We start from the raw sequence: 26982 nt of genomic DNA on the forward strand, positions 1-26982 counted from the left end.
CGCTGACATCACAGAGTCAGGCCGATTCTTTGGTGAATGACCCCTTGACTCGAACACATATTCGAATATGATTTGGGGAGGGGATCGGGGGATTCAATGAGTGTCTTGTTGTCGGATGTGGTGTCTGGTTCTGCGGTGGGGTTGCGCGGACGGTTGTGGCGGTTGACTGCTTCGGAGTTACGCGCTGCTGCTGTCGAAGCGAGTGCCGAGATTCTGCGCCTGGAAGCCGTTCGAGTGGCGGTGGTGGACGAGTTGTCGACGCGCCCGGATGATCAGGTGATTGCCAGCCGCGGGGTGGGTGCGTGGTTGGCGGCGAATACGATGCTGCAGGTTCGGGACGGGAAGAAGATCGCCGCGTTGGGTGCTGCTTTGCGGCCGTTTCCGGCGGTGGCTGCTCGGTTCGATGGCGGGGATTGCTCGTTCGATCATGCCGTGTTGATCGTGGCGTTCTGTGAATCACCACCGAAAGGCATGCCGGAGGAGGCGCTACCTCGCTGTATCGATTTGTTGTTGGCTGCTGCGTCGGGTGTGGAAGCGACGACCACGAAAGTGCGGAACGTGATCGCGACCTTGGAGCGAATCTTCGAATCCGATGAAATTCCACCCGCCGAAGACGTCGACCGGAATGAGTTACGGATCGCGTCGACGCTGAATGGCCGGGTGGTGGTGCGCGGCGATTTCGACGCCCTCACCGGCGAAATGTTGTTGTCGGCGTTGTCGAATCTGACGATGCCCACCCCAGCACCCGATGGAACCCCGGATTCTCGGTCCGCAGCGAAGCGGACCGCGGACGGGTTCACCGAACTGATCCGCCGTTACCTGGACTGCGCCAAAACAGGCACAGACGGTGGTCAGCGTCCGCATGTGAACGTGCACATCAATGCTCGGGATCTGGCGGAGCATCGGGACTGTGCCGCACAGTCTTCGGATTCGGGTGATGACGACTCACTGGAGCCGGCCGATCTTGATGTCGGGCACATGCCCTGGCTCGGACCACTGTCCGTGTCACAGACCAGACTCCTCGGCTGCGACTGCTTCCTCTCCACCGTCCTGCTCGACGATCACGGCTCGCCGCTCGATGCGAAACCCGGAAAACGATTGGTCACCCCCGAACAGCGAGTGGCGTTGATCGCCCGAGACAGGGGCTGCGCGTTCCCGGGCTGCACATGTGTACCGGCCTGGACGGATGCGCACCATATCCGGCACTGGGCGAACGGCGGCCCGACGGTGATGAACAACCTGGTCCTGCTGTGCCGTTCACATCACCGACTGATGCACCGGAAATCCGGGTTCGTCGGCAAATGGGAAATCCGAATCGGCGCCGACAACAAACCCTGGTTCGTCCCGCCGCCCTCGATCGACCCCGGACAGCAACCCAGGCCGGCGAACACCACCTTCAAAACCTGAGGGGTCAAACCTCTTTGGCGACAACAGAACACGGCCAGGCTCCGCATCGGACATCAAAACCCGATACGGAGCCCACAGGCCGTGGCGCGTCCACAACTCACGACGATTTGGCCGGGCGCAAGACCGATCTACCCAACAACTCACAAACCTGCAGGGCCAGAGCAAGATCCAACTTGTCTCGGCCGGCAGCAACTGGATCGCCGAGCGCCTTGTTGATGCGATACTTCACCGTATTCCGGTGCAGATTCATGTGATTGGCAGTGTGCAGATGACTTTCACCATGTGCAAAGTACACACTCAACGTCGTCCGCAAGGATGCAGCAGAGGGCGTATCTTCCGCCAACGGGCCAAGCACCTCCCAGACCCACGACTTCGTCGAATCGATGTTCTCGGACAGAAGTGAAACCACAGCGACGCCGCGGTCTCCGAAGCTCACCACAGGTCGCTGCGGTGTATCCGGGACGGCAGCAACCGAATAGGCGGCGGTTGCCTGTTCGTGGGACCGTTTGAAACCGTCGACCCCTGACCCCGGCAGTCCGATTGCCACCCGCGCCCCGCCGTCCAACGGCACTGCCGCCGCGAGAACCTCCGGATCCGGCGCAGGCACCCGGCGACCGAACGGCAGCCACGCCCACACCGTGCGTCGATCGATGGCGGTGATGATCGGCGGCTTGTCCGCTCCCGCCGCTGCGCCGAGATCACGTACGAGTCGGTCCAGCGTATTGATGCCCATGACGTCGGCATCCCACGTCGACCAGACCACCAGGGCGACGTGGTTCTGACCGAGGCGGTACCCTGTCTCCGCTTCGAAAGCAGCGGTATCTGCGTTGGTGCCGGACAGGAGGGCGTGGATTGCGGCCGAATGGAGGTTTCCCTGCGCTGCCATCCATCGACTGCGTTCCCGCTCGTACGCGTCGAAGACGTAGAGCGTGATCCAGTCGATGTAGCTGTAGACCACGTCCGAAGTGTGTTTCAGGACAGCCAAAGTGAGTCGCGCCGGAATATCCAGTGTGCTGATCTCGTCGTGGCAGATCCGCATCAGATCGCCTTGGCCCATGTGATAGGCCCGGACAAGGGAGTTGGACGGGACATCCCGCTGCGCCAGACGCAGAGCGTATTCCACTGCAGCAGTGGTGGGTTGGAGATGATCGATCGGAATGTCGTTGGCCAATACGTGGATGATCGTCGTGATGTTTCCCTGCACGCTGGCCTCGAGCATTTCGAGCAATTTGGCGTCTGCATCCAATTGGTCGATTTCGTGAGCCATCATGAAGGCCATCTCACGCGCGATGTCGGCGCTGCGCTCGTCGAGTCGTCGTGCCAACTCGGCAACCACCGCAAGCACTTCCGGCTCCGCGGCTGCAGGCACTCGGGCGAGGCGCCGCATCGCACCGGCGCCTCGCTCCTTGTGCGATGGACTACTCACAGAACTTCCGCACCCTTTCGTCGCAGGTACTTCAGAGCCGATTCGGCTGCGTTGTACCCGCACATTCCATGTGCTCCGGCACCCGGCGGGGTCGAGGCCGAGCACAGGTAAGTGCCCGCGATCCCCGTGCTGTACGGATCGACTGCGACGCGAGGACGCAAGACAACCTGCAGTTCGGTGTTGGCACCTCCGATGATGTCGCCGCCTACCTGATTCGGATTGTCCTCTGCCAGGTCAGCTGTACCACTGCTCGACGTCGCGACGATCTGCTCCCGGAATCCTGGCGCAAACCTCTCGATCTGACGGATGATCGCCTCCGTAGCGTCGCCGGCGTAACCGTGAGGCACGTGCGCATAGGCATACAGCGGATGAACGTTCCCGGCAGATCGGGTGGGATCAGCCAGGTATTGCTGACCTAGGAGCACGAACGGCCGGTCCGGCATACGGCCTGAATTCGTCTCACGCTCAGCGGCCACGATTTCGTCGAAACCACCTGCCAGATGGACAGTTCCGGCCCGAGCACAGTCCCGATTGGTCCACGGCACATGACCTTCGATCGCAAAATCGACCTTGAATGCTCCGGGAGCCTGCTTGAACTTTCGATAGGCCCTCGCCACTCGGCCAGGGAGTCGATCGCCCAGAATTTCGAGCGCACCCCCCGGATTGACATCCAGCAGAACAACATCGGCGTCCGGAATCTCGGAGGCCGTACGAACCCGAACGCCGGTGTCGATCTTGCCGCCGTGATCGAGGAGCATCGCAGCCATCGCGTCGGTGATCGACCGCGAACCTCCCTCGGCAACCGGCCAACCGTAGCGGTGACCAGCAGCAGTGATCATCAATCCCACCGCCGAGGTGGCCGGACGGTTGAGTGGATAGAAGGCGTGTGCGGCAACCCCGCCGAACAGAGCCTTCCCCTTGTCCGTCTTCCACAGTTTGGCGGTCACCGTTGCCGGAAGCAGCGCTCGCGGACCGAAAGCTGCGAGCCGCAGCGGATGGTGCGGAACATTGACGATCGGGCGCATCAGGTCGGACGCCAGCGCATCGAACCCGGTCGACAAGTCAGCGAACATGCGTTGCCATCGAGGCCCGTCAGCGCCGAGTCCCGCAGCCGTCTGCTCCAGAGAGCGGTACAGAACCCCGGCGTCCCCGTTGTCGAGCGGATGCGCGCAGTCCACCTCTGCCCATCTCCAGATCAGCCCGTATCGCTCGAGGTCCAGCTTGGACAGGTACGGCGAGCCGATACCCATCGGGTGAAACGCCGAGCAGTGATCATGGATCAACCCCGGCACGTCGATCGGACCGGAGCGGGTGCCTCCGCCGATCTGGTCGGCAGCCTCGAGCACCTGCACGTCCACACCGCTACGTGCGAGGTGTACCGCGGCAGCGAGCCCATTGGGCCCGCTGCCGACGACTACGGCCTTTGTCACTTACTCACCTCTTGCTCGCTACCGCTGACCCTCGTACGCATCTTCGGTTCGGAGACAACCTGCGGATCCGTTGCCGCGCGGTCGGCCCGTACGTCCAGTGTCCACTGAACGTCGAACGGAATGGGCCCGTTCGGCAACCACGGCTGTTCGGCGACTGCGTCGGCGACCTTGAAAGTACCTCGTTCGATGACACCGAGAGCGGCATCGATCACCTGGTACTCCTGCGTTCCCTTGTGGATGGGCTGCGATTCGATCCAGGTCACCAGGAACTCACCGGGTGCGAAATTGCAGCGACGCTGAATGGCTGCGATCAACTTCGCGTCGTGCAGGTGCCCGTCACCGAAGTTGAAGGCGACGATGGAGTTGCACATGAACTCTGCTTCCCGCAGTGAGTACGTGTTGATGTCGTCGCCGAGGTGCCTGATCATCAGAGAGAACAGCGCACGCCCCTGGCTGTGCATGGAACGCCAGCCCAACAGCTGATGCAGAACGACATCGGACACATCTTCGGGGTACATCGTCATCAACTGATTGCGCGTATCCGGCGACGGACGCTTGATGAACTGGTCGATCTTGGCTTCAGCGCCCGGCGCGAATGCCCACGTCGCGGATGCCCAGTTGCCGGCGTACTGACGCATCGACGGCAGGAAGGACACCAGATCCGGTCGAAGGTTTCCGAGAATGGGGAAGAAGGCAAGGGCTGCAACAATTCCCGCGGTGATCCACGGTGAGGACATGGCGCCGAGTCCGTAGCCGTCCCATGCCGGGAATCCCAGGAACAGGAAGACCGAGGCGTAGGCGAACAGAAGATTCCATTCGAGTGGGACGGCAAGCGGGAAGGTCGACGCGATGAACAGATGGAATCCGACCATGAGGATCACGGCGAGGATCGTGAGGGTCTTGTTCGTCGAGAACAGCAGTATCAACGGGGTGACGATTTCGACCATCGTTCCGGCCACGTGTGCGACGCCGCCGCCCAGGTGTGAAGGCCGCAGATCCTCCGGGAAATTCCGGTAGTGGGCGCGCTTGATCTTCTTTGACGGGATCCACGGGGTATTGCTGAGCATCGGAGGAACCACCAGCGAGAAATGGCGACCGAACTTCGAGACACCGGCACCGATCCACACCATGACGATCAGCAGTTTGAGCGCCAGGATCATGTCGACGAACGGCAGGAATGTGAAGAAGAAGATCGCCGGCAGGTACTGCTCACTACGGGCAGCGATGAAGGGCACCTTGTCCCGCAACCCGAGAATCACCATGAGTACCAGGAAGGAGTACAAGACCGTCGGGCGCACCAGTCCGGCATTGTCAGCGATTGCCGAATCGATTCCTGTGGTGTGAACACCGGGGAGAACAGCGGCAACAAGGAGATTGGCGACTGCGGCGACATAGATGAAGACGTCGAACACCGTGCGGGTGTCACCCGAGGTGAGCGGCACCTTGCCCGGCCACGGTGGCAGACGAATGGTGCCGGGGCGGAGCCAGTAGAGAACTCCACCGGTCATCGGCTTGAAGTGGCCGGCGAGCGGCCCCCAGGATCCTGCCAAGCCCAGCATCTCGAGCATCATCGTCCAGATGATGAGTTTCTGGTAGACGATCGGCTGGTTCCACCACGATCCGATGTCGAACCACGAGAGGCCGGAAGTCAAAGTGGCAACGGCTGTTCCAGCTGCCAGGTAAAGGAACAACAGTTTCATGATGTAGACGGTGTGGACCATCTTCGGCGTACCGAAGCCGTAATCCACCCAGTGCGTGGACATGTCACGCAGACGCTCGAGAAACGGCTTGTCCATGAACGTTGCCGGATCGACGGGAGGGAAGTTTCCTTCTTTGAATCCCATGATGTGCTCCTGAAATACGGAATGTGGGCATGACGGATCGACTCGACGGACGTCGTCGAGCTGTGCTGGTATTACGGGGAAGTGACTAGTGAGCGGGAGTTGCGCTCAAAGCTCGTCTCATTCCAGGTTTGTCGATCTTGCCCACCGGGTTTCGGGGAAGCGCATCGACGACGTAGATCGCCACTGGCACCTTTACTCGGGTGAGCAAGGCCGTGACATGTTCGAGCAGTTCGTCTTCGGTGACGGGTGCATCGGGGTAGGCGACAACATAGGCAACTGGCACCTCTCCGTAGACCTGGTGCGGAGCGCCGATGACGGCTGCCTCGAGCACGGAAGGATGTGTAGCGAGCGAATTTTCGATCTCCTTGGGGTAGATGTTCTCTCCCCCACGGATGATCATGTCCTTGATGCGATCGACCAGGGTCAGGTAGCCGTCCTCGTCGAGGACTCCGACGTCACCGGTATGCAACCAACCATCCTTGACGGTCTTCGCAGTCTCCTCCGGCTTCCCCAGATAGCCACGCATCACGTTGCCACCCTTGATGACCACCTCTCCGGCAGTCCCGGCGGGCGCAAAGGTTCCGTCCTCGGCAAGAATGGCAATCTGCTGGCCGGGCAACGCCGGGCCGACCGTACCGAGTTTGCGCACGCCGTCCACAGGATTGCAGGCCGACGCACAGGTCCCCTCGGTGAGTCCGTAACCTTCCACGATCACGAAACCGAAACGCTGCTCAGCGCGTTCGAGGAGTTCCTTGCTGATCGGCGCCGCACCGCACACGGCAAACCTCAAGGACGACGTGTCGATCGAAGGGTCTTCCGGCTGTGAGGTCAGCATCGCGTAGATTGCCGGCACCGCCGAGAAATACGTGGGGCGAAGCCGCGCGACGTCGTCGAAGAATCTCGAAACCGAGAACTTCCCGGTGACACTCACCTGCCCGCCGACAAGCAAGGGCGTCAAGACGCTGACGCAGATCGCGTTGACATGGAACAGCGGCAGAATCAGCAGGCAGTGATCCGCGCCGGTAACACCGATGTTCTTGCCCATCGACGAAGCCATGAACTGCAGGTTGGCATGAGTCAGCATCACTCCCTTGGGCCGTCCGGTGGAGCCGCTGGTGTAGATGAGCAACGCCAGATCGTCTGCTGCAACATCGATTCCGGGTCGGGGATCGGTCGGCGGCACTGTCGCCAGATCCTCGACGGCCAACACTGCGCGGCCGCCCGAGGGTGCGTCGGCAGTGGCGGTGATGACCAACTCGGCCCCGGAGTCCGCGATCTGGTAGTCCGCTTCGTTCGCGGTGAACATCGGATTGATGGGTGTAGCGGCAGCACCGATGCGCCAGGCAGCCATGATCGCGATCAGCAACTCGACGCGATTGGGCAGCATGATCGCCACCACGTCACCGAGGCCGATTCCGAGTCCGGCCAATTGCGCGGCAACAGCTTCCGTGCGATCTGCGAACTCTTCATACGTGAGTTCGACGTGGTCGTCCCGCAAGCACGGCTTCTGCCCGTACTTCTCTGCAAGATCCCAAGCCAGATATCCGATGTTCGCCACGAGAGTCAGCACCTTTCATTCGTGTGTGACTCAAAACACTATCGGCGTCCTGCGGCCGAAGAAACGGTCCCAGGGGATCAACTTGTCCAGGTTCTTTGTTCCCTGAGCACAACACCACACGTACGGTATGCATCAGTTCGACGGCTGATGCAACACCTCGTGGGCGCGTCTGGTCACCACCTCGGAGATCCGGCGCAAGACAGGTGACGACAGTTTCCACTGCTGCCAGTACAGCGGAACGTCGTCCACGAAGTCCGGATCGAATCCGATCAGCACGCCGGAGCGATCGTCGTCGCCGCGCTGCAGGTCCGGTATCAATCCCCAGCCGTATCCCCGCCTGACGGCGTCCGCGAAGTCTGCCGATGAAGGAACAAGATGACGGGGCGGATCGGCGGGGTGGCCGACCTTTTGATCGAGGTAGCGATCCTGCAGTAGATCCTTGCGATTGAACACAACCAGCGGCGCCTCCGAAAGGGATTCGGCCGTGACACCGTCTGCGAACCAACGACGGCAGAACTCCGCACTCGCCATCGGCCGATACCGCATGATGCCCAAACGGCTGGAGGTACACCCTTGAATCGGTGACGCAACAGAGGTGACGGCAGCCATGACCGAACCGTCGCGCAGTAGTTCGGTGGTGTGGTCTTGATCGTCGAGATGAAAATCGAAACCGACTTCTTGCGTGAACTCCGCGAGGGCCCCGAGAACCCAGGTGGACAGCGAATCGGCATTGACCGCGATCGAGACACGTGCAAACATCCCTGAACCATTTTCAAGGCCGAGCTCTCGCACGGTGTCACGCGACAAAGCGTCTATCTGACGTGCAAGACGCAGGACTTCTCTCCCGGAATCGGTGACCTGGATGGGTTTGGTGCGCTGCACCAGGATCCGGCCAACCGAGGTCTCGAGACCTTTGATTCGTTGGCTGACCGCCGAAGGCGTGATGTGTAGTTTCCGCGCCGCCGCCTCGAAGGTTCCCTCGTCGACCGCGGCGTGCAATGCCCTCAGTTGCTCGAAATCCAACATAATCTGAAGCTACTCTGATGTGCCCTTAGAATCATTAGCTGGACTGAATGATATCTGCGCGGCAGGCTCGACAACATGCTCAGCACCAACGACCCTGCGTCGGCCCTCGTCGGTTTCGGAGTCGGACTGTCATTGATCGTCGCAATCGGCGCCCAGAATGCGTTTGTTCTTCGCCAAGGTCTGACGCGATCGCACGTACTCCCGATCGTCGCAGTGTGCGCGTTGTCAGACGCAATTCTGATCCTCGCGGGCGTCGGCGGAATCGGGACCCTCCTCGAACACGCACCGTCGATGATCACGTTCGTTCGTATCGCCGGCGCCGTTTTCCTCCTCAGCTATGCGATCTTCGCCGCCAAGCGGGCACTTCACCCCCAGACGTTGGCACCGGATCGACATGGCAACGGGTCGAGGATTGCCGCCGTCACGATGGCACTGGCCCTCACCTGGCTCAATCCACACGTGTACCTCGACACCGTCGTGCTCATGGGTTCTATCGCCAATGGTCGCGGCGAGATCGGACGTTGGTGGTTTGCCGCCGGTGCCATCACGGCAAGTGTGGTCTGGTTCGGCGCCCTCGGTTACGGCGCACATCTGCTGACGCCGCTTTTTGCGAAACCCAACGCCTGGCGGGTTCTCGATGCTCTGATCGCCGTGATGATGGCGGTTCTCGGAATCAGCCTGCTTGTCGAATTGTGACCAGGCTGCACAACCTCGATCCGACCCTGCGGGTAGCGCGATGGGTTACCGTCCAAGGTGAGGAAGCTCAATTCACCTGTCGCGAGTTGTGACCATCAGGTAGGGCTGATCACGATGACCGAGGACGATGGCGGCGCCGAACCGCGTGACTCCAACCGCGGACTGGGTTTGCTGTGTCTACTCGCTGCGGTCGCCGGCGTCGGGGTCGGATTTGTCGGCGGCGCGTTCCGTTGGTGTCTGATCAGGGCCGACGAACTTCGTCAGGCGATCGTGAACTGGGCGCATCACGTTCCGTACGTCGGGTGGCTCGTGCCGGTCCTCCTGGTGGCCCTGTGCACCGTACTTGCCGTACTGATCGTCAGACGAGTGCCCCTCGCAAAGGGAAGCGGCATCCAGCACGTCGAGGCGGTGTCCCGCGGTGAAGCGAAACCGCCGGGAATCAATCTCGTGCCCGCCAGATTCATCGGCGGCCTCTTGGCGATCGGCTCCGGTCTGGTTCTCGGCCGTGAAGGCCCCACCGTACACATGGGTGCGGCGATCGGAGCAGAAGCGGGACGGCGAGCCCGCCTCACCGAACCCGACGTCGCCATGCTGCAAACATCCGCGGCCGGAGCAGGTCTCGCTGTCGCATTCAACGCGCCGATCGCGGGGGCACTGTTCGTCTGCGAGGAGGTGACGCACTCGTTCCGGCTGCGCACCGTGCTGCCAACGCTTTTCGGTGTTTCAGTGGCGGTGGGCTGTGCACGGATCGTCATCGGTGATCAACCCGATTTCGAGGTCGGCACCGTCCCGACACCTCAACTCGCATTCTTGCCACTGTTCGTCGTCTTCGGAATCCTCACGGGGCTACTGGGTATTGCGTACAACCGCCTGATTCTAGGACTACTCGACATCGTGGCACGGCTCGACAAGATCCCGCCGACTGTCATCGGCGCAACGATCGGCGCCGTCATCGGCCTGACGCTGTTCCTCGACCCGTTGGCCAGTGGGGGCGGCGACGTTCTTGCACAGATGATCGTCGGCGGAAGGACCTTCCTACTACCGACCCTGCTGCTGTACTTGGTGGTTCGGTTCTTCACCGGCCCGCTCTCGTATGCCGCTGGAACTCCCGGCGGACTGTTCGCTCCCTTACTCGCTCTCGGCGCGCTCTGGGGGTCGATCTTCACCGGACTGTCGAGCTTCGTGCCCGGAGTGGACGCCGGGCTCACGGTCACCATGGCCACCGTCGGTATGGCTGCCTTCTTCGGCGCAGTAGTACGCGCACCGTTCACCGGCATCGTGATCGTGGTCGAAATGACCGCGGTGACGTCGACGCTGGTCCCGATGCTCGCTGCCACTGCGGCAGCGGTATTCGTCACCACGTCGGCAGGGTCGGCTCCTATCTACGACAGTCTGCGCGAACGGATGTTGGAGCCGCAACGCCCGCATACGGATTGATCCCCGCACACGGGTCATTGCAGCACGGGTGCGCTACGTGAATTCAGAATTTGCAGATGACTTCCTCGGAGAACCTGCGTACCGCATCTTTCTTCGCTTCCAGGTCGCAGTCGAACCCGAGGCCGTACATGGCCCAAGGAATGACGATCGATTCCGTCACTCCGCTATCGGCCAGTTCCAGGGAGCCGTCGAGACCGAAGCGATCGGCGCAGACGGCCTGAATTTCGAACGGGGACTCGGCGCGCCCGTACTCGACCCGCAGGACGCCGATCCTCGCGATGAGAGCTTGCAGATCAGCGAAAGAGACTGTAGCCGAGGTCCAACCGTCACCCACTCGCGCTGCACGGCGCAATGCGGCCGCGGAATGTCCTCCGATGTAGATGGGGACGGGATCGACCGGCGCCGGGCTCATCTGCAGCCTGTCGAAGTCGAAGAACTTGCCGTGATGTTCGACCATACCGCCGCCTATAACCAGTCGCAGTACCTCGAGCATCTCGTCGACTCGCGGGCCTCGATCCTTGGGGGAAGCGCCGCACCACTCGAATTCCTCTGGCGCCCAGCCCACACCGACCCCGAGACCGAAGCGGCCTCCTGTCAAATTCGCGACCGACCCCACCTGGCTTGCCAGCAGCAGAGGATTGCGTGAGCTGAGCTCGAGCACCTGCGGATAAAAGCGAATCTTCGACGTTCCGGGTCCCATGAAGGCCGCGGCAATCATGGGGTCTACAAATGGTGTCTTCACGTCCCACATCCGCACACCGTCAGCGGTATACGGATACCCGGTAGCGCCCCGCTCGGGAAAGAACAGTGAGTCGGGCATCGTGATCGAAGAAAAGCCGCATTCTTCGGCCACTTTCGCAAGTGCAACGAGTTGAGAGAGGGGAATCATCGCCACGGCGAGGCTGAACTTCATCGGAAGATCCCTCTGTTCAGTTGACCGGAGCGACTGAAGTGCCTCGATGAGCTCGAAGTCGGTTCGCACCGATCGGCTTGGGAGACAGTGGATCCTGAACAGTCACTTCTTGCAACGCTCAGTCATACGACAACTCCCCCGCAGTGCGGTCGAAGCATCAGCCACCCTCGGTTGGACAAGGACGTGTTCGAGGTTACAAAGCTCCCGCTACTTCGGCTCGGCGGCTTCCCGCCAGGCGGACACATACCAAGAACTTCGGGGTCCTGGTGACACCTGGCACCCCACTCCCCCTGATTTCGCACCGTGCAACCTGCGAATCGGCCTACTGATGCAAGGGAGTTCCGACGTAGTTCTCGGCGATCAGCGTTCGTCCCGCCACGGAACGCGTGACCATGTCCAACTCGGCCAACTGTCGGCGATGCCCGAAACCGCTGTCGTCTGGCAAGCGATGGAGCATCGACGACATCCACCACGAGAAGTGCTGCGTCCGCCACACACGCGGCAACACCGTTTCGGTGTACCCGTCCAGCATCTTTCGTTCGGACGAGGTGAAGAAACCGTCCATTGCCTTCGCCAGTGCGTAGACGTCGGCGATCGCGAGATTCATTCCCTTCGCGCCGGTCGGCGGCACGGTGTGCGCCGCATCCCCGGCAAGAAACAGGTTGCCGTGCTGCATCGGCTCACACACGAAGCTGCGGAACTGGAGGATCGACTTCTGAAAGATCCTGCCGTCCTTGATCTCCGCCCCCTCACCGTCGACGCGCATGTGCAGCTCGTCCCAGATTCGATCGTCGGACCAGTTGTCCACGGAGTCGTCCGGATCGACCTGAAGGTAATGACGCTGTACCTCGGGCGTCCGTGTGCTGATCAGTGCAAACCCGCGCTCATGGTTGGCATAGATCAGTTCTTCGGACGACGGCGGCGCCTCGGCCAGGATGCCGAACCACGCGAAGGGATACTGGCGGAAATGATCCGTTCGGATCGACGGTTCGGGAATCAGCTTTCGCGTTCCGGTGCGTGAACCGTCGCAACCGGCCACCAGGGCGCACTCGAGCTTCTGATCATTTCCGTCCGAGTCGACAAAAGTGATACTCGGGCGATCCGATTCGTGATCGTGTACTTGCGCGTCGGACACTCCGAATCGAATGTCCCCGCCGTCAGCGAGACGCCGCGCGATCAGATCCTTGAGCACCTCGTGTTGCGGATACACCGTGACTGCTCGCCCGTCGGTCAGTTCGTCGAACGCGATTCGGTGCCCTCGTCCACCGAATCGCAACTCGATTCCGTGATGTTCGAGGCCCTCCCGCTTCAGTCGATCACCGAGTCCGGTCTCGACCATGAGATCAACCGTGTTCTGTTCGAGCACGCCGGCACGAATGGTGCCTTCTACCTCTTCGCGGGTGCGGCATTCCAGGACAACCGAATCGATTCCCTTCAGATGCAACAGATGCGAGAGCATCAACCCGGCGGGACCACCACCGACGATTCCGACCTGGGTGCGTGAAGAAGACATACAGAGAGCTCCTGAGGTGAGTGACGATTGAGACCACCCTCGACCACGATCACTCCTCTGAACAGCTGCAATTTCACTCAGTGAAAGACCGAAACGAGCTATCGAAACCCACCGCTACCAAGCCCGCGTGATATTCCACGGGCGGCCGCGACCAACGCGGGCAGTAAAGGAGCTGGATCCTGCTCCACCGGAACAACTGTCGAGACCGCTGCCACGACACTGCCCCCGGCTTCGCGGACAGGAGCGGCGACGGCAAGGGTTCCGACGTTCAGATACTCACGACAGACCACGAATCCGGCGCGCCTGATCTCGTCGAGAGTTGCTCGCAAAATCCGCTCGGAAGTAATGGTTTTGGGAGTGAACGACTCGAGGCCGGCGCGAAGGACGTCGTCGAGAAGCTCGGTTCCGCCGTGCGCGAGGAGAATCAATCCACCGCTGGACGCGTGCAACGGCAATCTTCCGCCGGCACGGCCGACCACGGTGACGGCGCTACGCGAGGACAAGCGCTCGAGGTACAGAGCCTCGGTGCCCTCACGAACGACCAACTGCACGTTCTCTCGGGTGACCTCGTACAGGTCCTCGAGGAACGGCAACGCCACCTGCCGTAGGCCGTGAGCGCCGGGAGCAAGAGCGCCGATCTCCCACAACCGGACTCCGACCTGGTACTTGCCGTCACTCCGACGCTCGAGTGCGCCCTCAGCCACCAACTGCCCACACAGTCGGTGGACGGTGGGCAGAGGCAAGCCGCTGCGACGACTGATCTCCGACTGCGTCAACCGCGGCGATTTCGCGTCGAAGGCACCGAGCACGATAAATGCCCGGCCGATCAACGAACGCTCGCCTGATGCCATTCACACAGTGTGACTGACATCAGGCGAAACGTGTTCAGGCGGTGCGGAGCTACGCGGAGTGCGCCAACTCCGGTTCGCGTTCGGTCACCGGCGGCGTGGCCTCGATCTTCATCGGCTCCTGCGCGTAGTGGAAGTGCGGACGACGGTGACCGATGAACGAACCGAACCACGACATCACAGCGACATACCGGTTGCGGAAGCCCACCAGATACATCACGTGCACGGCCAGCCACATGAACCAGGCGATCGTGCCCTTGAACTCGACCTTGCGGACGCGACACACAGCGCTGAATCGGCTGATGATCGACATGCTGCCCTTGTCGAAGTACTTGAAAGGCGTTCCGGCCTTGACCTTTCCGTTCACAGTCTTCGCTGCATGACGGCCACCCTGCATTGCAACGGGCGACTGACCCGGCAGACCGTTCAGCGAAGTCATGTCGCCGATGGCAAAGACGTTGGCGAACCCGCCGACGGTCAAGTCCGGATTGATGAGCAAACGACCTGCACGGTCACTCTCACAACCGGTCGCCTCGCCGAGCACTGCTGCGAAGTCGTTGGCGCGAACACCGGCCGACCAGATGACGGTCTCGGCGTCGATGCGCTTCTCTTCCTTGGTCTTTGCCGAAGAGACGGTGACACCGTGCTCGTCGATGGCGGTGACCATGGTGTTGAGAACAACCTCAACACCCGACTTCTCGAGCGAGGCCTGTGTGTACTCACTGAGCTTGCCGCCGAAGGCCGGAAGCGCAACGCCCGCGCCCTCGACCATGGTGACCGTGACCTCGTCGGCGCTGATGTTGTTGATGGACTTGGCGAAGTAGCGACGCGCCAGTTCCTTGATCTGTCCGGCGAGCTCGACGCCGGTCGCGCCTGCACCGACGACAACGAAGCTGAGCAGGTTGCGGCGAACCAGCGCGTCGTTGGTGGTGTGAGCCTCTTCGAAGCAACGCAGGATCTGCTTACGCAGGACCTCGGCATCCTCGACGGTCTTGAGCTTGTAGGTGACCTTTTCGAACTCGTCATGACCGAAGTACGCCTGGGTGGCACCGGTGGCTGCGATGAGCGAGCGGTATCCGAGAGTGTGGCGGGTGCCCGAAGCCTCGTAGACGACGGTGTTCTCTTCGGCGTTGACCTCGACGACGCGACCGAGACGCACGTCGGCGTTGGGGTACTTCTGCAGGATCGTGCGGATGGGCGGAGCAACTTCGCCTGCCGACAGAACGCCCGTCGCCACCTGGTAGAGCAGCGGCTGGAAGAGGTGCTCGGTGGTGGCGGAGATGAGGACGAACGGCGTCTTGGACTTCGCGAGGGTCTTGGCCGCGGCGAGGGCTCCGAATCCCGAACCGACGATGACTACCTGAGTCTGCTCGTGTCCAGTCGCGTCGATGTCAGCGCGACCCGCAGCTGTTCTATCCACAACAAATCTCCTCAACCAAATTGAAAGTATGACTATTACGGTATGGACTGATCATGGGTCGGGTCCAGCTAGCTGGAGTATTCGCAAGACTGTTATCTCGATTGCTCATAAGTAAGCTGTCCTCATGGACTTCCGCCAACTCAAGTACTTCCTCGTCGTGAGCGAGGAACTGAGCTTCAGTCGCGCTGCCGAGCGCTGCTTCATCTCGCAGTCGGCGATCAGCCATCAGGTCGCCCGACTGGAGAAGGAACTTGGGGCGACACTCTTCGAACGCTCGACCCGAGCCGTTCGCCTTGCCCCGGCAGGATCGCGACTCGTGCCCATCGCGCAGCAAGTCCTCAGCCTCGAAACGATGGCCTACTCCGTCGCACGCGACCCACGAGCCCGGATCCGGATCACCGGAAACATGAGCTTCGCCGCTCAGACGCTGGACGCCATCGCACACGTGCGCGAACTTCATCCGGACCTGGACGTCGAGTTCGTCATCAAGAGTTTTGCCCACCGCATGGACGCCGTGGCCTCCGGCGACGCCGACATCGCGCTGATTCGCGGCGGCGTCGACCGCCCCGGACTCGAACCCTTGGACCTCGGCGTCGAAGATCTGCTGGTCGTCATGTCGAGCCGGCACCCCCTGGCCGGCCAGCAAAGCGTCGACCTCAATGATCTGGCCGCATACCCCCTGCTCCTGCCGCCGCGCCAAAGCCAGGTGCTCATTCACAAGGTGGTCGAGGACGCGTTCCGCGAGATAGATCGACGCGTCCAACTGGGCCCTGCAATTCCGAGCGATCACACAGCCACGCTGGACGTGATCACCAACCCGCGCGCCTGGACCCTGCTGTATTCGATCACCGCAGGCGAATCTCCACGCGCCGGCATCAGCTTCATGCGAGAATCGAACGGCCGCTTGCGAATTCCCGTCTCGGGAGTGACCCGCAGCGGCGCCACCCACTCGACCGAGTTCGCCGATCTGATCCAAGCGCTCAAGGACGCCATGAATCCGTCTTTCACTGAGTGAAAGTGCGATGGCGATCGACTCCCCTCACGGAGCAACGTGGTGCACAACCATGTGATGCGGCGCGCGGTTGCATCCCTTTACCGAGGAGCGGCCATGACGCGTTTGCTGAGCGAACCTGTGTGGGAATCGAAGATCTTCGACGGCGAATGGGTTCGCGGTAGCGCCGACGATCGTATTGTCGTCGAACCGGCCACCGGCAAGCAGTTGACGACGGTCGGCATGGCAACACCAGACGACGTGGCAGCCGCTGCAACAAAAGCTAGTGCCGCTCAGAAGGATTGGGCAGCAAGGCCGTACACCGAACGAGCCGCCGTTCTACGCCGCGCCGGTCAACTGTTCGAGCAGTACGCCGACGAAATCGGCGAATGGGTAATCCGCGAGGCCGGCAGCATTCCCGCCAAAGCCGAACTGGAAACCCACACCGCTGCCGAAGAGTGCTACAACGCAGCAGCTTTGGCCGCACACCCCGTCGGCGAGGTGCTGCGCTCGGAGCAACCGCGGCTGAGCTTCTCTCGTCGCGTCCCCGTCGGCACCGTCGGCGTCATCGCACCGTTCAACTTCCCGATCATTCTGTCGATCCGTGCAGTCGCTCCCGCACTGGCACTGGGCAATTCGGTGATCCTCAAGCCTGATCCGCGCACGGCGATCTGTGGCGGTGTGGTTCTTGCCCGCATCTTCGAAGAAGCCGGTTTGCCTGCCGGAGTGTTCGGCATGCTGCCGGGTGGCGCTGACGCTGGTGAGGCAATCGTGGTTCATCCGAGCGTTCGCGTCATCGCATTCACCGGGTCGACCCGGGCAGGACGCGCTGTCGGTGAACTGGCGGGCCGCCATCTCAAACGAGCACACCTCGAACTCGGAGGAAACAACGCACTGATCGTCATGGACGACGTCGACCTCGAAAAGGCCGCATCTGTAGGCGCTTTCGGCTCGTTCATGCACCAGGGGCAGATCTGCATGACCACCGGCCGCCAGCTCGTCCACGAAAGCATCGCCGCCGATTACACCGCACTCCTTGCCGAACGCGCCGACAAGCTTCCGGTAGGCGACCCGTTCACCGGTCAGGTCGCACTCGGACCCATCATCGACGCCAAACAACGCGACCACATCCACTCCCTGGTCACCGGAAGCATCGCGGCCGGAGCAAAACTGGCGGCCGGCGGCACCTACGAGGATCTCTTCTACCGGCCCACCGTGCTGGCCGACACCCCACTCACCGCGCCGGCATTCGCCGACGAAGTCTTCGGGCCAGTCGCACCGGTCACCTCCTTCGCCACCGTCGAACAAGCCGTCGCCATAGCCAACGATTCCGAGTACGGGTTGTCGCTGGGCATTCTGACCTCCGACGCCATGCGCGGGCTCGAGCTCGCCCAACAAATCCCCACCGGCCTCGTACACATCAACGATCAGACCGTCGGCGACGAAGCAGTCATCCCGTTCGGCGGTATGGCGTCTTCGGGTAACGGTGGCCGCGTCGGCGGTATCGGCGCAAACCTCGACGCCTTCACCGAAACGCAGTGGGTGACTGCGCAGAGCGCACTCCCGGTCTACCCCTTCTAGTCCGGAACACGCCGAGTTGGTCCTGAATACACCGAACTGACCCCAGGGGCTCACTGAACAGCATTGACGGGATCGATCTCGCGGACTTACCATCCAGAGAAAATTACTTCGGCACATTAAGCAATTTCTCTTGTAATTCCCGAGAAGGACCCACTTGACGAATTCAGTGACGACCGACAGCGCTGCGCAGCCAACGGTCCACGACACCCCGGATGTATCCGTCGTAACATCGCCGCGCCGCGAGGCCGTCATCATCGGGGCGCTCAGCCTGGCCGCGATGATCGTCTCGATGATGCAGACACTGCCCGTCCCGATTTTGGGGCGTATTCAGTCCGATCTGGGCGCATCCGCGGCCGGCATCAGTTGGGTGACGACGGCGACGTTGCTGTCGGCCGCCGTTTTCACTCCCCTGTTGGGCCGCTACGGCGATCAGCACGGCAAGAAGCGCACGCTGGTCGGCGTTCTGGTCGTCATGGTCATCGGTTCGATCGTCGCCGCACTGGCACACAATCTGCCACTTCTCATCCTCGGACGCGTCCTCCAGGGGACCGCCACCGCCATCTTCCCGCTGGCTCTGTCGGTCCTGCGCGAAGAGGTCCGCCCACACAAGCTTCCCGGCGCGATGGCATTGGTCAGCGGAACTCTCGCATTCGGCAGCGGGCTCGCCCTCGTAGCCACCGGACTTCTCACATCGGCTCCGGATGCCGACTACCGCAACGCCTTCTGGATGGCCACCGGGTTCGCGTTGCTTGCCCTCGTCGCCGTCATCACGCTGGTTCCGGCAACCAAGCACAAGAGCGGCGGGCGCGTCGACGTCATCGGCGCGCTGAGCCTGGGCGCTGCACTCCTTCTGCTCCTGTTGTCGATTTCGCAAGGCCACCAATGGGGTTGGTTCTCACCCGTGACCATCGGTGTTTTCCTGGGCTCGATCGTGATGTTCGCAGTCTGGGTCTGGATCGAGAAGATCGTCGACGAACCACTGGTCGACATGCGAATGTTCGTCCACCGGCCCGTGATGATGGCGAATCTGGCGGGGGTCATGCTGGGCTTCGGAATGTTCGCCAACTTCCTGGGCATCTCCTATCTCGTGCAGCTTCCCCACGCCCTCACGGGATACGGATTCGACGCCAGCATTCTGCGTGCGTCGGTGGAATTCCTGCTGCCGGGTGCGATTGCCTCGCTGATCGCAGCACCGATCGGTGGGCGGCTCATCAGAGTGCGTGGGCCACGCTTCGTCCTGGGACTCACCGCCATCTGTGGTGCGGTGCCGTTCGCCTGGCTCGCGTACGACCACACGCACACCGCGTCGGTCATCGGTGCCGGCATCGTGATCGGCGCCGCCGTGAGCCTGGGCTACGCGGCCCTGCCCGCGATCATCATGTCGAGCGTTCCGCGACACCAGAGCGGAATAGCCAACGGCATCAACTCGATCTCCCGTTCCACCGGCAGCGCCATGGGCAGTGCAGTGGTGACTACGATTCTCGCCTCGATGACCATCGCGAACTTGCCAGAGGGCGTATCCGCTCTGCCCAGCGAATCCGCCTTCACCGTCACCTTCGTCACTGCCGCCGTAGCTTTCGCTCTGGTCGGCCTGGTGGGTTGGTCAGGCCTCCCCAAGAGTGCGTCGACGTCTGTCAACGGCAGCGCGTGAACAGGCCTGCTCCGAACTGCTCCGCATTCACGAGATGCCCATGCGTGTGAGCATTGTGCGAGGATCGGCGGGAGGTAACAGGTCTCGAAGCTGAGCGGCTCGGCGGTCGGTGAACTGCCGACACGCGTCGTCGTCGGAGAACACCCAGAAGTCCCCACGCGCTATTGCTTCGGTCATGTGCTCGGCGGCATCGAGCGGGTCGAGTCCGGATTCGACGTTCGCCTGTTGCATTGCATCGAAGACAGCGTTTGCCGTGACGTTCGTAGTCGGCGCGTCACGCTGGGCCGCACGAAAGATCTCACTCCGGATCGAGTGTGGAACAACAGCACTGACCTGAATCGGAGAGTCGACCAACGACAGATCTTGGTGCAAGCTCTCGGTCATCGCCAGCACCGCGAACTTACTGGCGATGTACGGTCCTTGCACCGCGGCGCTGTTGATCCCGCCGACAGAAGACAGATTGGCCACACACGCCGGCTTACCCACCTTCAACATCAATGGCACGAAAGCACGAAGGCAATAGAAGACGCCGTCGACGTTGATCTCCATCAACCGTCTCCACCGCGCACCACTGACTTCCCACAGCAACCCGGCCGTCTCCACTCCGGCATTGTTGACCAGCAACTCGACGCTGCCGTGACGATCGAACACATTGTCCGCCATCCTCTTCACGGCATCGGCATCCGCTACGTCCACTCCATGGACGTCAGCTCTCCCACCGGCCGCGCGAATGTCCTCGGCGACGAGCGACGCACGCTCCTCGTCGATGTCGGCAACGACCACCGTCATTCCCAGCCGCGCAAGGTGACGGGCGAACCCTGCACCGATACCGGCCCCCGCACCGGTCACGACGGCCGTGCCGGTACCGAACCGGCGTTCAGCGTGGGACATCTCCACTCCTCGGGTTGTGTCGCCGAAACTATTGCTCGACAAAGACTTCAGATTCCTTCGGGCAGAATGTTGGGATTGCACCACGTCGGTGGCTCACGTCTGGGCATCAGCCCTTGCCCGTCGAGCGCCTTCACGACCAGATCCTGATACCAGGGAAAATGAAGACTGAAGGCTACAAGGCCGGTCCGCTCGGCCGCGGGAAGAGAACACATGGCCAGTACCGTCTCGGCAAGATACTCGACGGGCTCGGTTTCGTATCCATCCGGAATGAGTGCGTCGGCGCCGGGAGTCGAGATCGCAGTGGAAGGCCCCACCGAGTTGACCGCGATATTGTCGTCCAGCACCTCCGCGGCGAGGCCCTGTGTGAACCTGTGCAGTGCTGCCTTCATCGACGCGTAAATCACGTCACCCGACGTCTTGTTGTAGTCGCGGAAGGGCCTGATCGGATTCAGCCCCGTCGAGGAACCGATGTTCACGATCCAGCCTGCGCCGCGCTCTCGCATGTAGGGGATGGCTGCCTTCGACAGGGCGAACGGCGCGCGAATGTAGTGGTCGAGGGTCCGTTCGAACGTCGCCAGCGACATCTTCTCGATCGGCGCGTAGTCGGCAAACCCGGCATTGTTCACGAGGATGTCGATACCTCCGGTCCGCGAGACGACCTTCTCGATCAATCCGTCGCGAGCCTCGGAATCCTCGAGATCGGCCGGAATGGCAAGTGCACGACCGTGTTGCGACTCGATCATCTCGACGGTCTCGGACAACGTACCGCCGATGACGACATTACTGTCGGCACGGACTGCCGCGGTAGGCCGAGTCGACCGTGCGGTGACGACCACGGTTGCCCCCTCTGCCGCCAGTCGCCTGGCGATCGCCCTGCCGATGCCTCGACTGCTCCCGGTGACCAGCGCGGTCTTCCCTACCAGCGAGTGATTCAACTGCTCCTCCAAGGCTCTTCCACTTCACGACATCGAACACATGACGTATGTGTTCGACCTGAGTTCGACTGCATTTCACGCAATCGTTGTCCGCCATGTTGCATCATCCGATTCTGTTGCACAGCAACGATTCCCGCCTGACGGGAGGTGTCGAAATGCCGGGCACATGACCAAATCCGCTATCTCCCGCTGTGTGAGATCGAAAGCATCACAACGGGTTAGGGGAAAGTAATCTTCACCAATGGCAGATGAAACGCTCTACGTGATCGATCGGATAGTCACGAAACCGGGATGCGGTCGACAGTTCGTCGACGCGCTACTCGACCAGTATTTGCCGAGTGCACAGCGTCGCGGCATGACACTCGCCGACGTACTCGTCAGCCCTCCGTTGTGGTGCGATCAAGACCCGAACACCTTGACCGTCACCTGGACGGTCGACGGCACGGCCGGCTGGTGGTCGATGACGCGCCAGGGCCGCAGAGACTCCACCCTCAGGCAGTGGTGGGATGCAATGGCTCCGCTCATAATCGAACGGAGTCGCTCCATGGCCGCCGCAGCAAAGGACATCGAAGGACTGAGCAATGTATAACGTGACAAGAGTCGTGCACGCCGCCAACGGGGCGGGCGCCGACGAGTGGACCGCTGCAGTGAAGAACATTGCCGCAGTTGCCGAATCGTCGAACGCGCTGCGTCGTCTCGTCTGTACGACACTTCCCGGCGTCATCAACGGCGGAGATCTGATCGTCCATCTTCAGTTCGAAGACGAGATGGCTTGGCAGACAGCCCGAGATGCGGTCGACGACAGCCTGCGCTGCGCCGCCGTCGACCACTTCCACGGTGCCGAGTACTCATCCGGGACCACGGGACGTTCCGGCGCCGAAGCCGCCGGTCAGGTGTACCGAGCGCTGTTCATCCGGGTATCCCCCGGCACACCCCAGGACGTACTCGAGGAATTCGAACGGGATCTGCTCAGGATGCCTACCCATATCTCGTCGATCTGCGCCTGGCGTCTCAGCCGAGTCGACGCAGCGATCGGGCACACACCATGGACTCATGTCTGGGAGCAGGAGTTCACCGACCTCGGCTCACTGCAGACCCAGTACCTCGATCATCCGATTCACTGGGCAGTGGTGGACCGGTGGTTCGACCCCGAATGTCCCGAGGCCGTGGTCCACGACAGAATCTGTCACACGTTCGGCAATCTCACCGAGAGACTCCTGACAGTGAAGTGATCTGCCTACTCGCTACCGAGCGCCTCGCGCGTCATCGCCCAAAGCTTCTGTCGCGCAGGCTCGGTCAGTGACAAAGACGGGATAGTGAGGAAGCCGTGGAACAATCCTTCGAAGCGATGATGGCGCACCGAAACGCCAGCCGTCGCGAGCATCTGCGCATACGCGTCACCTGACGAACACGGCGGATCGAGTTCGGCTGTCACGACGACAGCAGACGGAAGACCGGCGAGCGTCTCCGCACGCGTAGGAATCACACGGGCGTCGTCGCGACCTTCAGGCGCGTACTGCTGCCAGTACCATTCCATCGCTGCGGTGGTGTTGTAGTGACCCGTGCCGTAGAGCCGATACGACTCGGTTTCGAAGTCGTCGTCGATCACGGGGTAGATGAGAACCTGAAGGGCGATTTCCGGACCACCCCGATCCCGAGCGGCAATAGCCACGGTCGCCGCGAGGTTCCCTCCCGCACTGTCGCCCACAAGTGCGATTTTACCTGCGTCGGAACCGTATTCGGCAGCATGCTCGCTGGCCCACGCCACCGCGGCGTAGACGTCGTCGTGGGCTGCCGGTGCCGGATGCTCCGGCGCCAACCGATAGTCGACGGCAACCACTACTGCGCCGACTCCCTGCGCCATCGATCGACAGAATTCGTCGTGACTGTCCAGATCGCAGAACACGAAACCGCCCCCGTGAGCGAAGACCACGAGAGGAACGTCGTTCGAGGTTCCATGCGGACGAAAGACGCGAATTGCCAGATCTCCACCGGGACCGTCGATTACGTGATTCTCGACTGAAAGCATGTCGGGAAGACCCGTCAGCGGCGCACGTCGGTTCCGAATCAGAGTTCGTAGCTCCGACGGCGGGACACTGGTGACATCCGGGAATCCAGCGTTGAGGGTTGCGAGCATCGTGGTGACTTCCGCTTGAATCGTCATATCGTCTCCTGGTCTCTCAGCCCGGCGGGTGGCGCTACGTCTGCGCCGGCATCCGCGTTTGTCCACTTGGCGTGTGATCACGTCAACGTAGATCGCCCACCACCAAGCAAGGAACCCGCTCTCCCGATCAGTGGTCCGTTTCCGCCGACGAGCACCGGAGGCGTCCGATCCACAGGGTGGCCTTCTTCACAAAGCAGAAAAAACATGTCATCATTCCTAATCGAAATAGCCTTGTCCAGGGCAGTTGTCCAACTTGACTACGGGATAGCAGAGGGAACACATGTCGCTCCAGCTCGAGGTCGATCCCGCAACGCCGAACGCCTTCCTCGACCGAGTCTCTCTGCTACTGGATGCGTTCGGCGGTCGAGATCGTCTCACCCTCGCCGAGATTGTCCGACGAACCGGGCTTCCAAGGTCTTCAGCCCACCGCATACTCGACCATCTGGTCCAACTTCGGTGGCTGCACCGCAGCGGCCGCGATTACACGCTCGGGTTGCGGCTCGTGGAACTCGGCTCGTTGGCCGTGTACCAGGACAGACTTCACTCAGCTGCGCATCCGCACCTGTACGAATTGCACCGGCGTACCGGACTGATCGTCGAGATGACGATTCTCGACGGCTCAAATGTGGTGTGCCGCGCCCACATGGCAGGTCGTTTCGCCAGCATGATTCCGAATCGGATCGGTTTCAGCACGCGCGCAGACGGAACTCTCGTCGGCAGGGTCCTCCACACCTTCAACAACGAGCGAGGAGAGGCGGCCGACGAGGTCCGAAAAACCGGCGTGGGATACGGCCGTGACACGCCGATCGACGGATTCGGCACGATCGCCACTCCGATCGGCCCGATCGGCGTCGCGACCTCCGCGCTGTCGATCTGCGGACCGCTCCGACAAATGCCGCTCGACGAGCGGAACTCGCCTCTCACCGGGCTTCTTCGGGAAACAGCCGCTTCCCTGTGGCGAAATGCGGGCGTCCGGACCACCGAAAGCATGCGAGCTCAGTAGGCACGAAGACTAGGCACGAAGACTAGGCACGAAGACTAAGCACGAAGACTGGGCACGAAAACCTCGACAGCACAATTCTATTGGCGTGGGGCAGAATCTGGAGAGTTGTACCTCCGCACGCTCAGATCAACTTCCAACTACCGGCATTGACGGGCTGCGGCAAGCCGAGAGCGTTGGCGTCGCCTTGCGCGAATCGAGCGGCGGCCTCATCGATGTCATCGAGCAACTGAGCGGCGAGGTCGATCTCCATCTGAAAATGGCGGCCTATCCATCGCAGACTCATCTCGGTAAATGCCCAGGCGGGTTCATTCTCCGAGTTATCGGCGTGTTCGATTGCCTTGAGCTTCTTTGCCTCGAGGTTGTCGATGTGATCGAGCACTATCGACTTGAGCTGATCGGGGTCGTTGAGGTGGCCGACCCACAGTCTCAACATCACTCCATGTTTGAGAACGGGGGTTTCGATCTCCGATCGGCGTGACCATGATCTGAGAGCCTCGATACCGGATTCGGTTATCGTGAACACTCGTCGACGACGCCCACCTGATTCCGAAACCTCCCGCGAACTGACGAATCCCAGCGTTTCCAGCTTTTTGAGCTCGGTATAGACCTGGCTCACCGACGGGCTCCAGTAATAGAACCCGATGCTCCAGTCGGCCCAGCTTTTCAGATCGCTGCCACTGAGTTCTTCTCCGAATGTGAGCATTCCCAGCACTGCCCAACTTGTCGCGGGCAATGCCGGGTAACACGCAGTTGCGGGATCAGGCACCGGCCCAGACTAACAAGACGTCGACCATCTGACACCGACTTGCCCACCGAGTGGTCTGTTCACGAATTCGTGCAATCAGAAAAGGTTCAATCGCAGTTCGGAGACACCGCGGATAAAGGCCGTGCCACCCCACGTCACTCCACCGTCGACGAGCTCGGTATTCGGCGCTTTGTCGATCAACGCATTCAGGATGGTCTTGATCTCCAGCCGGGCCAACCACGCACCGAGGCAAGCGTGCGCACCGTGACCGAACGTGATGTGGTCCCGGACATTTGACCTCGACCAGTCCAATCTGTCCGCGTTCGGACCGAATCGAGTTTCATCGCGGTTTGCCGACGCCAGCCACGTCACAATGTGATTTCCGGCCGGAATCACCGCATCTCCCACCGCGTAATCCTCGGGAGCAATGCGAATCATCAACTGCGCCGTCGGCTCATAGCGCAGGACTTCTTCTACCGCGTGATCGAGCAGTGCCCTGTCGTCGACGAGTCGTTCCCACTGATCACGATGGCCCATAAGTGCATTCATGGTGAGACCGACCTGATTGACTGTGGTGTCCAGTCCGGCGATGACCAAAGTCTGCACGGTAGCGGCAACTTGATCCGGCCCGATTATCTCGCCTTCGTCGCCGGCGGAGATGAAGTCCGACAGGATGTCGTCGCCAAGATTGTTGCGCTTCCAAGCGATAACGTCCTGAAGGTGTGCCGAGAAATCACGCTGAGCGGAAATGTAGTCGCTGGTCTGCTCGGCAGTCAGAAACGGATCGAGTAGGTTGAGTCCCTTACGGGTCCACTCGAACATCGTATCGGTGTCGGCAGGTACGGGGATACCGAAAATTTCGCAGACAAGGCGAATCGGTAGCGGATGAGCAACTTCCGTCACCAGCTCGATCTCGGAGCCCCGTCCATGATCGGCAAGCAACTCGTCGACGATTTCCTTCGCCCGCGCGTCGTAACGCTTGATTGCCCTGGGCGTGAACGGGCGCGCCAGTAGCTTGCGCAATGCCAGATGGTCCGGTGGATCCAGCTTCGACAACGATGGGCGCAACAAGTAGGCGTCGCTACCACCGGCCGCCTTGATCCGCATATTGCGCGGTGCCTCGAGTGCATACTGTTCCGACGAACTCAGCGACTTGTCCGCCAGTGCGCGTTTCACGTCGTCGTAGGCGAAAAGCATGTATACGCCATTCGAATGCTGTTGTACCGGAGCAACTTCTCGCGCAATCGCGTACCGCGCGTACGGATCGGACAGGAAGCCTGGCTCCGTTGGATCGACCAATCCCGTTCTGAGCCAATCCGTTGTGTCATGAACCGCACGCTCCGAACCCACCGGCGAAGTCATAGTCAACCTCTCGTCCTCGACAAAATCACTCACACAAGATCTGGCAGATCATTGACGCCCTCGTAAAAATCCACAGCCGAATACCACTGGTGACGAGCGTCAGCGCTGCGCTGAACTGAACTGAACTGAACTGAACTGCGC

General features: G+C 61.3%; 23 protein-coding genes. 9 read left to right on the forward strand and 14 right to left on the reverse strand.

Annotation, left to right across the window (positions count from 1 at the left end):
* Positions 1-96 precede the first annotated feature (96 nt).
* Positions 97-1407, forward strand: coding sequence for an HNH endonuclease signature motif containing protein (locus GN300_RS08435; RefSeq protein WP_063315535.1), 1311 nt, complete (start codon positions 97-99; stop codon positions 1405-1407).
* A gap of 97 nt (positions 1408-1504) precedes the next feature.
* Here the strand turns inward: GN300_RS08435 and GN300_RS08440 are convergent, their stop codons facing one another.
* The 5 genes from GN300_RS08440 to GN300_RS08460 all read right to left on the reverse strand — a co-directional run bounded on the left by GN300_RS08440 (position 1505) and on the right by GN300_RS08460 (position 8691).
* Positions 1505-2794: a CdaR family transcriptional regulator gene (locus GN300_RS08440; protein WP_063315534.1), complete on the reverse strand. Its 1290-nt coding sequence runs from the start codon at positions 2792-2794 to the stop codon at positions 1505-1507.
* A gap of 35 nt (positions 2795-2829) precedes the next feature.
* Positions 2830-4263: an NAD(P)/FAD-dependent oxidoreductase gene (locus GN300_RS08445; RefSeq protein WP_063315533.1), complete on the reverse strand. Its 1434-nt coding sequence runs from the start codon at positions 4261-4263 to the stop codon at positions 2830-2832.
* On the reverse strand, positions 4260-6107 hold the full coding sequence (locus tag GN300_RS08450; RefSeq protein WP_042451545.1) for a DUF3556 domain-containing protein: 1848 nt from the start codon (positions 6105-6107) through the stop codon (positions 4260-4262). Before GN300_RS08450 ends, GN300_RS08445 begins: the two co-directional genes overlap by 4 nt.
* Positions 6108-6192: 85 nt before the next feature.
* Positions 6193-7665: a class I adenylate-forming enzyme family protein gene (locus tag GN300_RS08455; RefSeq protein WP_042451673.1), complete on the reverse strand. Its 1473-nt coding sequence runs from the start codon at positions 7663-7665 to the stop codon at positions 6193-6195.
* Positions 7666-7797: 132 nt separating this feature from the next.
* The gene (locus GN300_RS08460; protein WP_063315532.1) at positions 7798-8691 is read right to left on the reverse strand and encodes a LysR family transcriptional regulator ArgP; all 894 of its coding nucleotides are present in this window, start codon (positions 8689-8691) and stop codon (positions 7798-7800) included.
* A 75-nt stretch (positions 8692-8766) separates the two neighbouring features.
* Between GN300_RS08460 and GN300_RS08465 the strand changes: the two genes are divergently transcribed.
* Positions 8767-9387, forward strand: a complete 621-nt coding sequence (locus tag GN300_RS08465; RefSeq protein ID WP_063315531.1) for a LysE/ArgO family amino acid transporter — start codon at positions 8767-8769, stop codon at positions 9385-9387.
* A 114-nt stretch (positions 9388-9501) separates the two neighbouring features.
* Positions 9502-10824, forward strand: a complete 1323-nt coding sequence (locus GN300_RS08470; protein ID WP_063316015.1) for a ClC family H(+)/Cl(-) exchange transporter — start codon at positions 9502-9504, stop codon at positions 10822-10824.
* Positions 10825-10867: 43 nt separating this feature from the next.
* Here the strand turns inward: GN300_RS08470 and GN300_RS08475 are convergent, their stop codons facing one another.
* The 4 genes from GN300_RS08475 to GN300_RS08490 all read right to left on the reverse strand — a co-directional run bounded on the left by GN300_RS08475 (position 10868) and on the right by GN300_RS08490 (position 15518).
* On the reverse strand, positions 10868-11737 hold the full coding sequence (locus GN300_RS08475; protein WP_063316014.1) for a TIGR03619 family F420-dependent LLM class oxidoreductase: 870 nt from the start codon (positions 11735-11737) through the stop codon (positions 10868-10870).
* A gap of 322 nt (positions 11738-12059) precedes the next feature.
* A complete protein-coding gene (locus tag GN300_RS08480; protein ID WP_063315530.1) occupies positions 12060-13250 on the reverse strand; it encodes a 4-hydroxybenzoate 3-monooxygenase in 1191 nt (396 codons plus the stop codon).
* Positions 13251-13348: 98 nt separating this feature from the next.
* Positions 13349-14101 (reverse strand): IclR family transcriptional regulator, encoded by a 753-nt coding sequence (locus tag GN300_RS08485; RefSeq protein ID WP_003943227.1) that lies wholly within the window; start codon positions 14099-14101, stop codon positions 13349-13351.
* 49 nt (positions 14102-14150) lie between these two features.
* Positions 14151-15518: an NAD(P)/FAD-dependent oxidoreductase gene (locus GN300_RS08490; RefSeq protein ID WP_003942969.1), complete on the reverse strand. Its 1368-nt coding sequence runs from the start codon at positions 15516-15518 to the stop codon at positions 14151-14153.
* Between the two features lie 124 nt (positions 15519-15642).
* Here GN300_RS08490 and GN300_RS08495 point away from each other — a divergent pair, with 124 nt between their 5' ends.
* From GN300_RS08495 to GN300_RS08505, 3 genes are all read left to right on the forward strand, one after another.
* Positions 15643-16533: a LysR family transcriptional regulator gene (locus GN300_RS08495; protein ID WP_058038355.1), complete on the forward strand. Its 891-nt coding sequence runs from the start codon at positions 15643-15645 to the stop codon at positions 16531-16533.
* Positions 16534-16626: 93 nt separating this feature from the next.
* Positions 16627-18090: a benzaldehyde dehydrogenase gene (locus tag GN300_RS08500; RefSeq protein WP_063316013.1), complete on the forward strand. Its 1464-nt coding sequence runs from the start codon at positions 16627-16629 to the stop codon at positions 18088-18090.
* A 154-nt stretch (positions 18091-18244) separates the two neighbouring features.
* Complete coding sequence (locus GN300_RS08505) at positions 18245-19741, forward strand: MFS transporter (RefSeq protein ID WP_233405594.1); 1497 nt, start codon at positions 18245-18247, stop codon at positions 19739-19741.
* A gap of 27 nt (positions 19742-19768) precedes the next feature.
* On the opposite strand, the gene GN300_RS08510 is transcribed toward GN300_RS08505, so the two are convergent.
* Together GN300_RS08510 and GN300_RS08515 are read right to left on the reverse strand one after the other, a co-directional pair.
* Positions 19769-20632 (reverse strand): SDR family NAD(P)-dependent oxidoreductase, encoded by an 864-nt coding sequence (locus GN300_RS08510; protein ID WP_063316012.1) that lies wholly within the window; start codon positions 20630-20632, stop codon positions 19769-19771.
* 47 nt (positions 20633-20679) lie between these two features.
* Positions 20680-21567 carry an SDR family NAD(P)-dependent oxidoreductase gene (locus tag GN300_RS08515; RefSeq protein WP_030536112.1) on the reverse strand — a complete coding sequence of 296 codons (888 nt, stop codon included), beginning with the start codon at positions 21565-21567 and terminating at the stop codon, positions 20680-20682.
* Between the two features lie 241 nt (positions 21568-21808).
* Here GN300_RS08515 and GN300_RS08520 point away from each other — a divergent pair, with 241 nt between their 5' ends.
* Positions 21809-22156 carry a hypothetical protein gene (locus GN300_RS08520; RefSeq protein ID WP_007730530.1) on the forward strand — a complete coding sequence of 116 codons (348 nt, stop codon included), beginning with the start codon at positions 21809-21811 and terminating at the stop codon, positions 22154-22156.
* A complete protein-coding gene (locus GN300_RS08525; RefSeq protein WP_063315528.1) occupies positions 22149-22799 on the forward strand; it encodes a Dabb family protein in 651 nt (216 codons plus the stop codon). Before GN300_RS08520 ends, GN300_RS08525 begins: the two co-directional genes overlap by 8 nt.
* Before the next feature lie 5 nt (positions 22800-22804).
* On the opposite strand, the gene GN300_RS08530 is transcribed toward GN300_RS08525, so the two are convergent.
* Complete coding sequence (locus GN300_RS08530; RefSeq protein ID WP_007730522.1) at positions 22805-23731, reverse strand: alpha/beta hydrolase; 927 nt, start codon at positions 23729-23731, stop codon at positions 22805-22807.
* Between the two features lie 280 nt (positions 23732-24011).
* On the opposite strand from GN300_RS08530, the gene GN300_RS08535 reads away from it, so the two are divergent.
* The gene (locus GN300_RS08535) at positions 24012-24734 is read left to right on the forward strand and encodes an IclR family transcriptional regulator (RefSeq protein ID WP_007730520.1); all 723 of its coding nucleotides are present in this window, start codon (positions 24012-24014) and stop codon (positions 24732-24734) included.
* A gap of 121 nt (positions 24735-24855) precedes the next feature.
* On the opposite strand, the gene GN300_RS08540 is transcribed toward GN300_RS08535, so the two are convergent.
* Together GN300_RS08540 and GN300_RS08545 are read right to left on the reverse strand one after the other, a co-directional pair.
* The gene (locus GN300_RS08540) at positions 24856-25437 is read right to left on the reverse strand and encodes a PadR family transcriptional regulator (RefSeq protein ID WP_050656919.1); all 582 of its coding nucleotides are present in this window, start codon (positions 25435-25437) and stop codon (positions 24856-24858) included.
* A gap of 138 nt (positions 25438-25575) precedes the next feature.
* Positions 25576-26841: a cytochrome P450 gene (locus GN300_RS08545; protein ID WP_042451552.1), complete on the reverse strand. Its 1266-nt coding sequence runs from the start codon at positions 26839-26841 to the stop codon at positions 25576-25578.
* Positions 26842-26982: the final 141 nt, after the last annotated feature.

The sequence above is a fragment of the Rhodococcus sp. Ni2 genome (genome assembly GCF_021352185.1).
In the GTDB taxonomy this organism is placed as follows: domain Bacteria; phylum Actinomycetota; class Actinomycetes; order Mycobacteriales; family Mycobacteriaceae; genus Rhodococcus_F; species Rhodococcus_F qingshengii.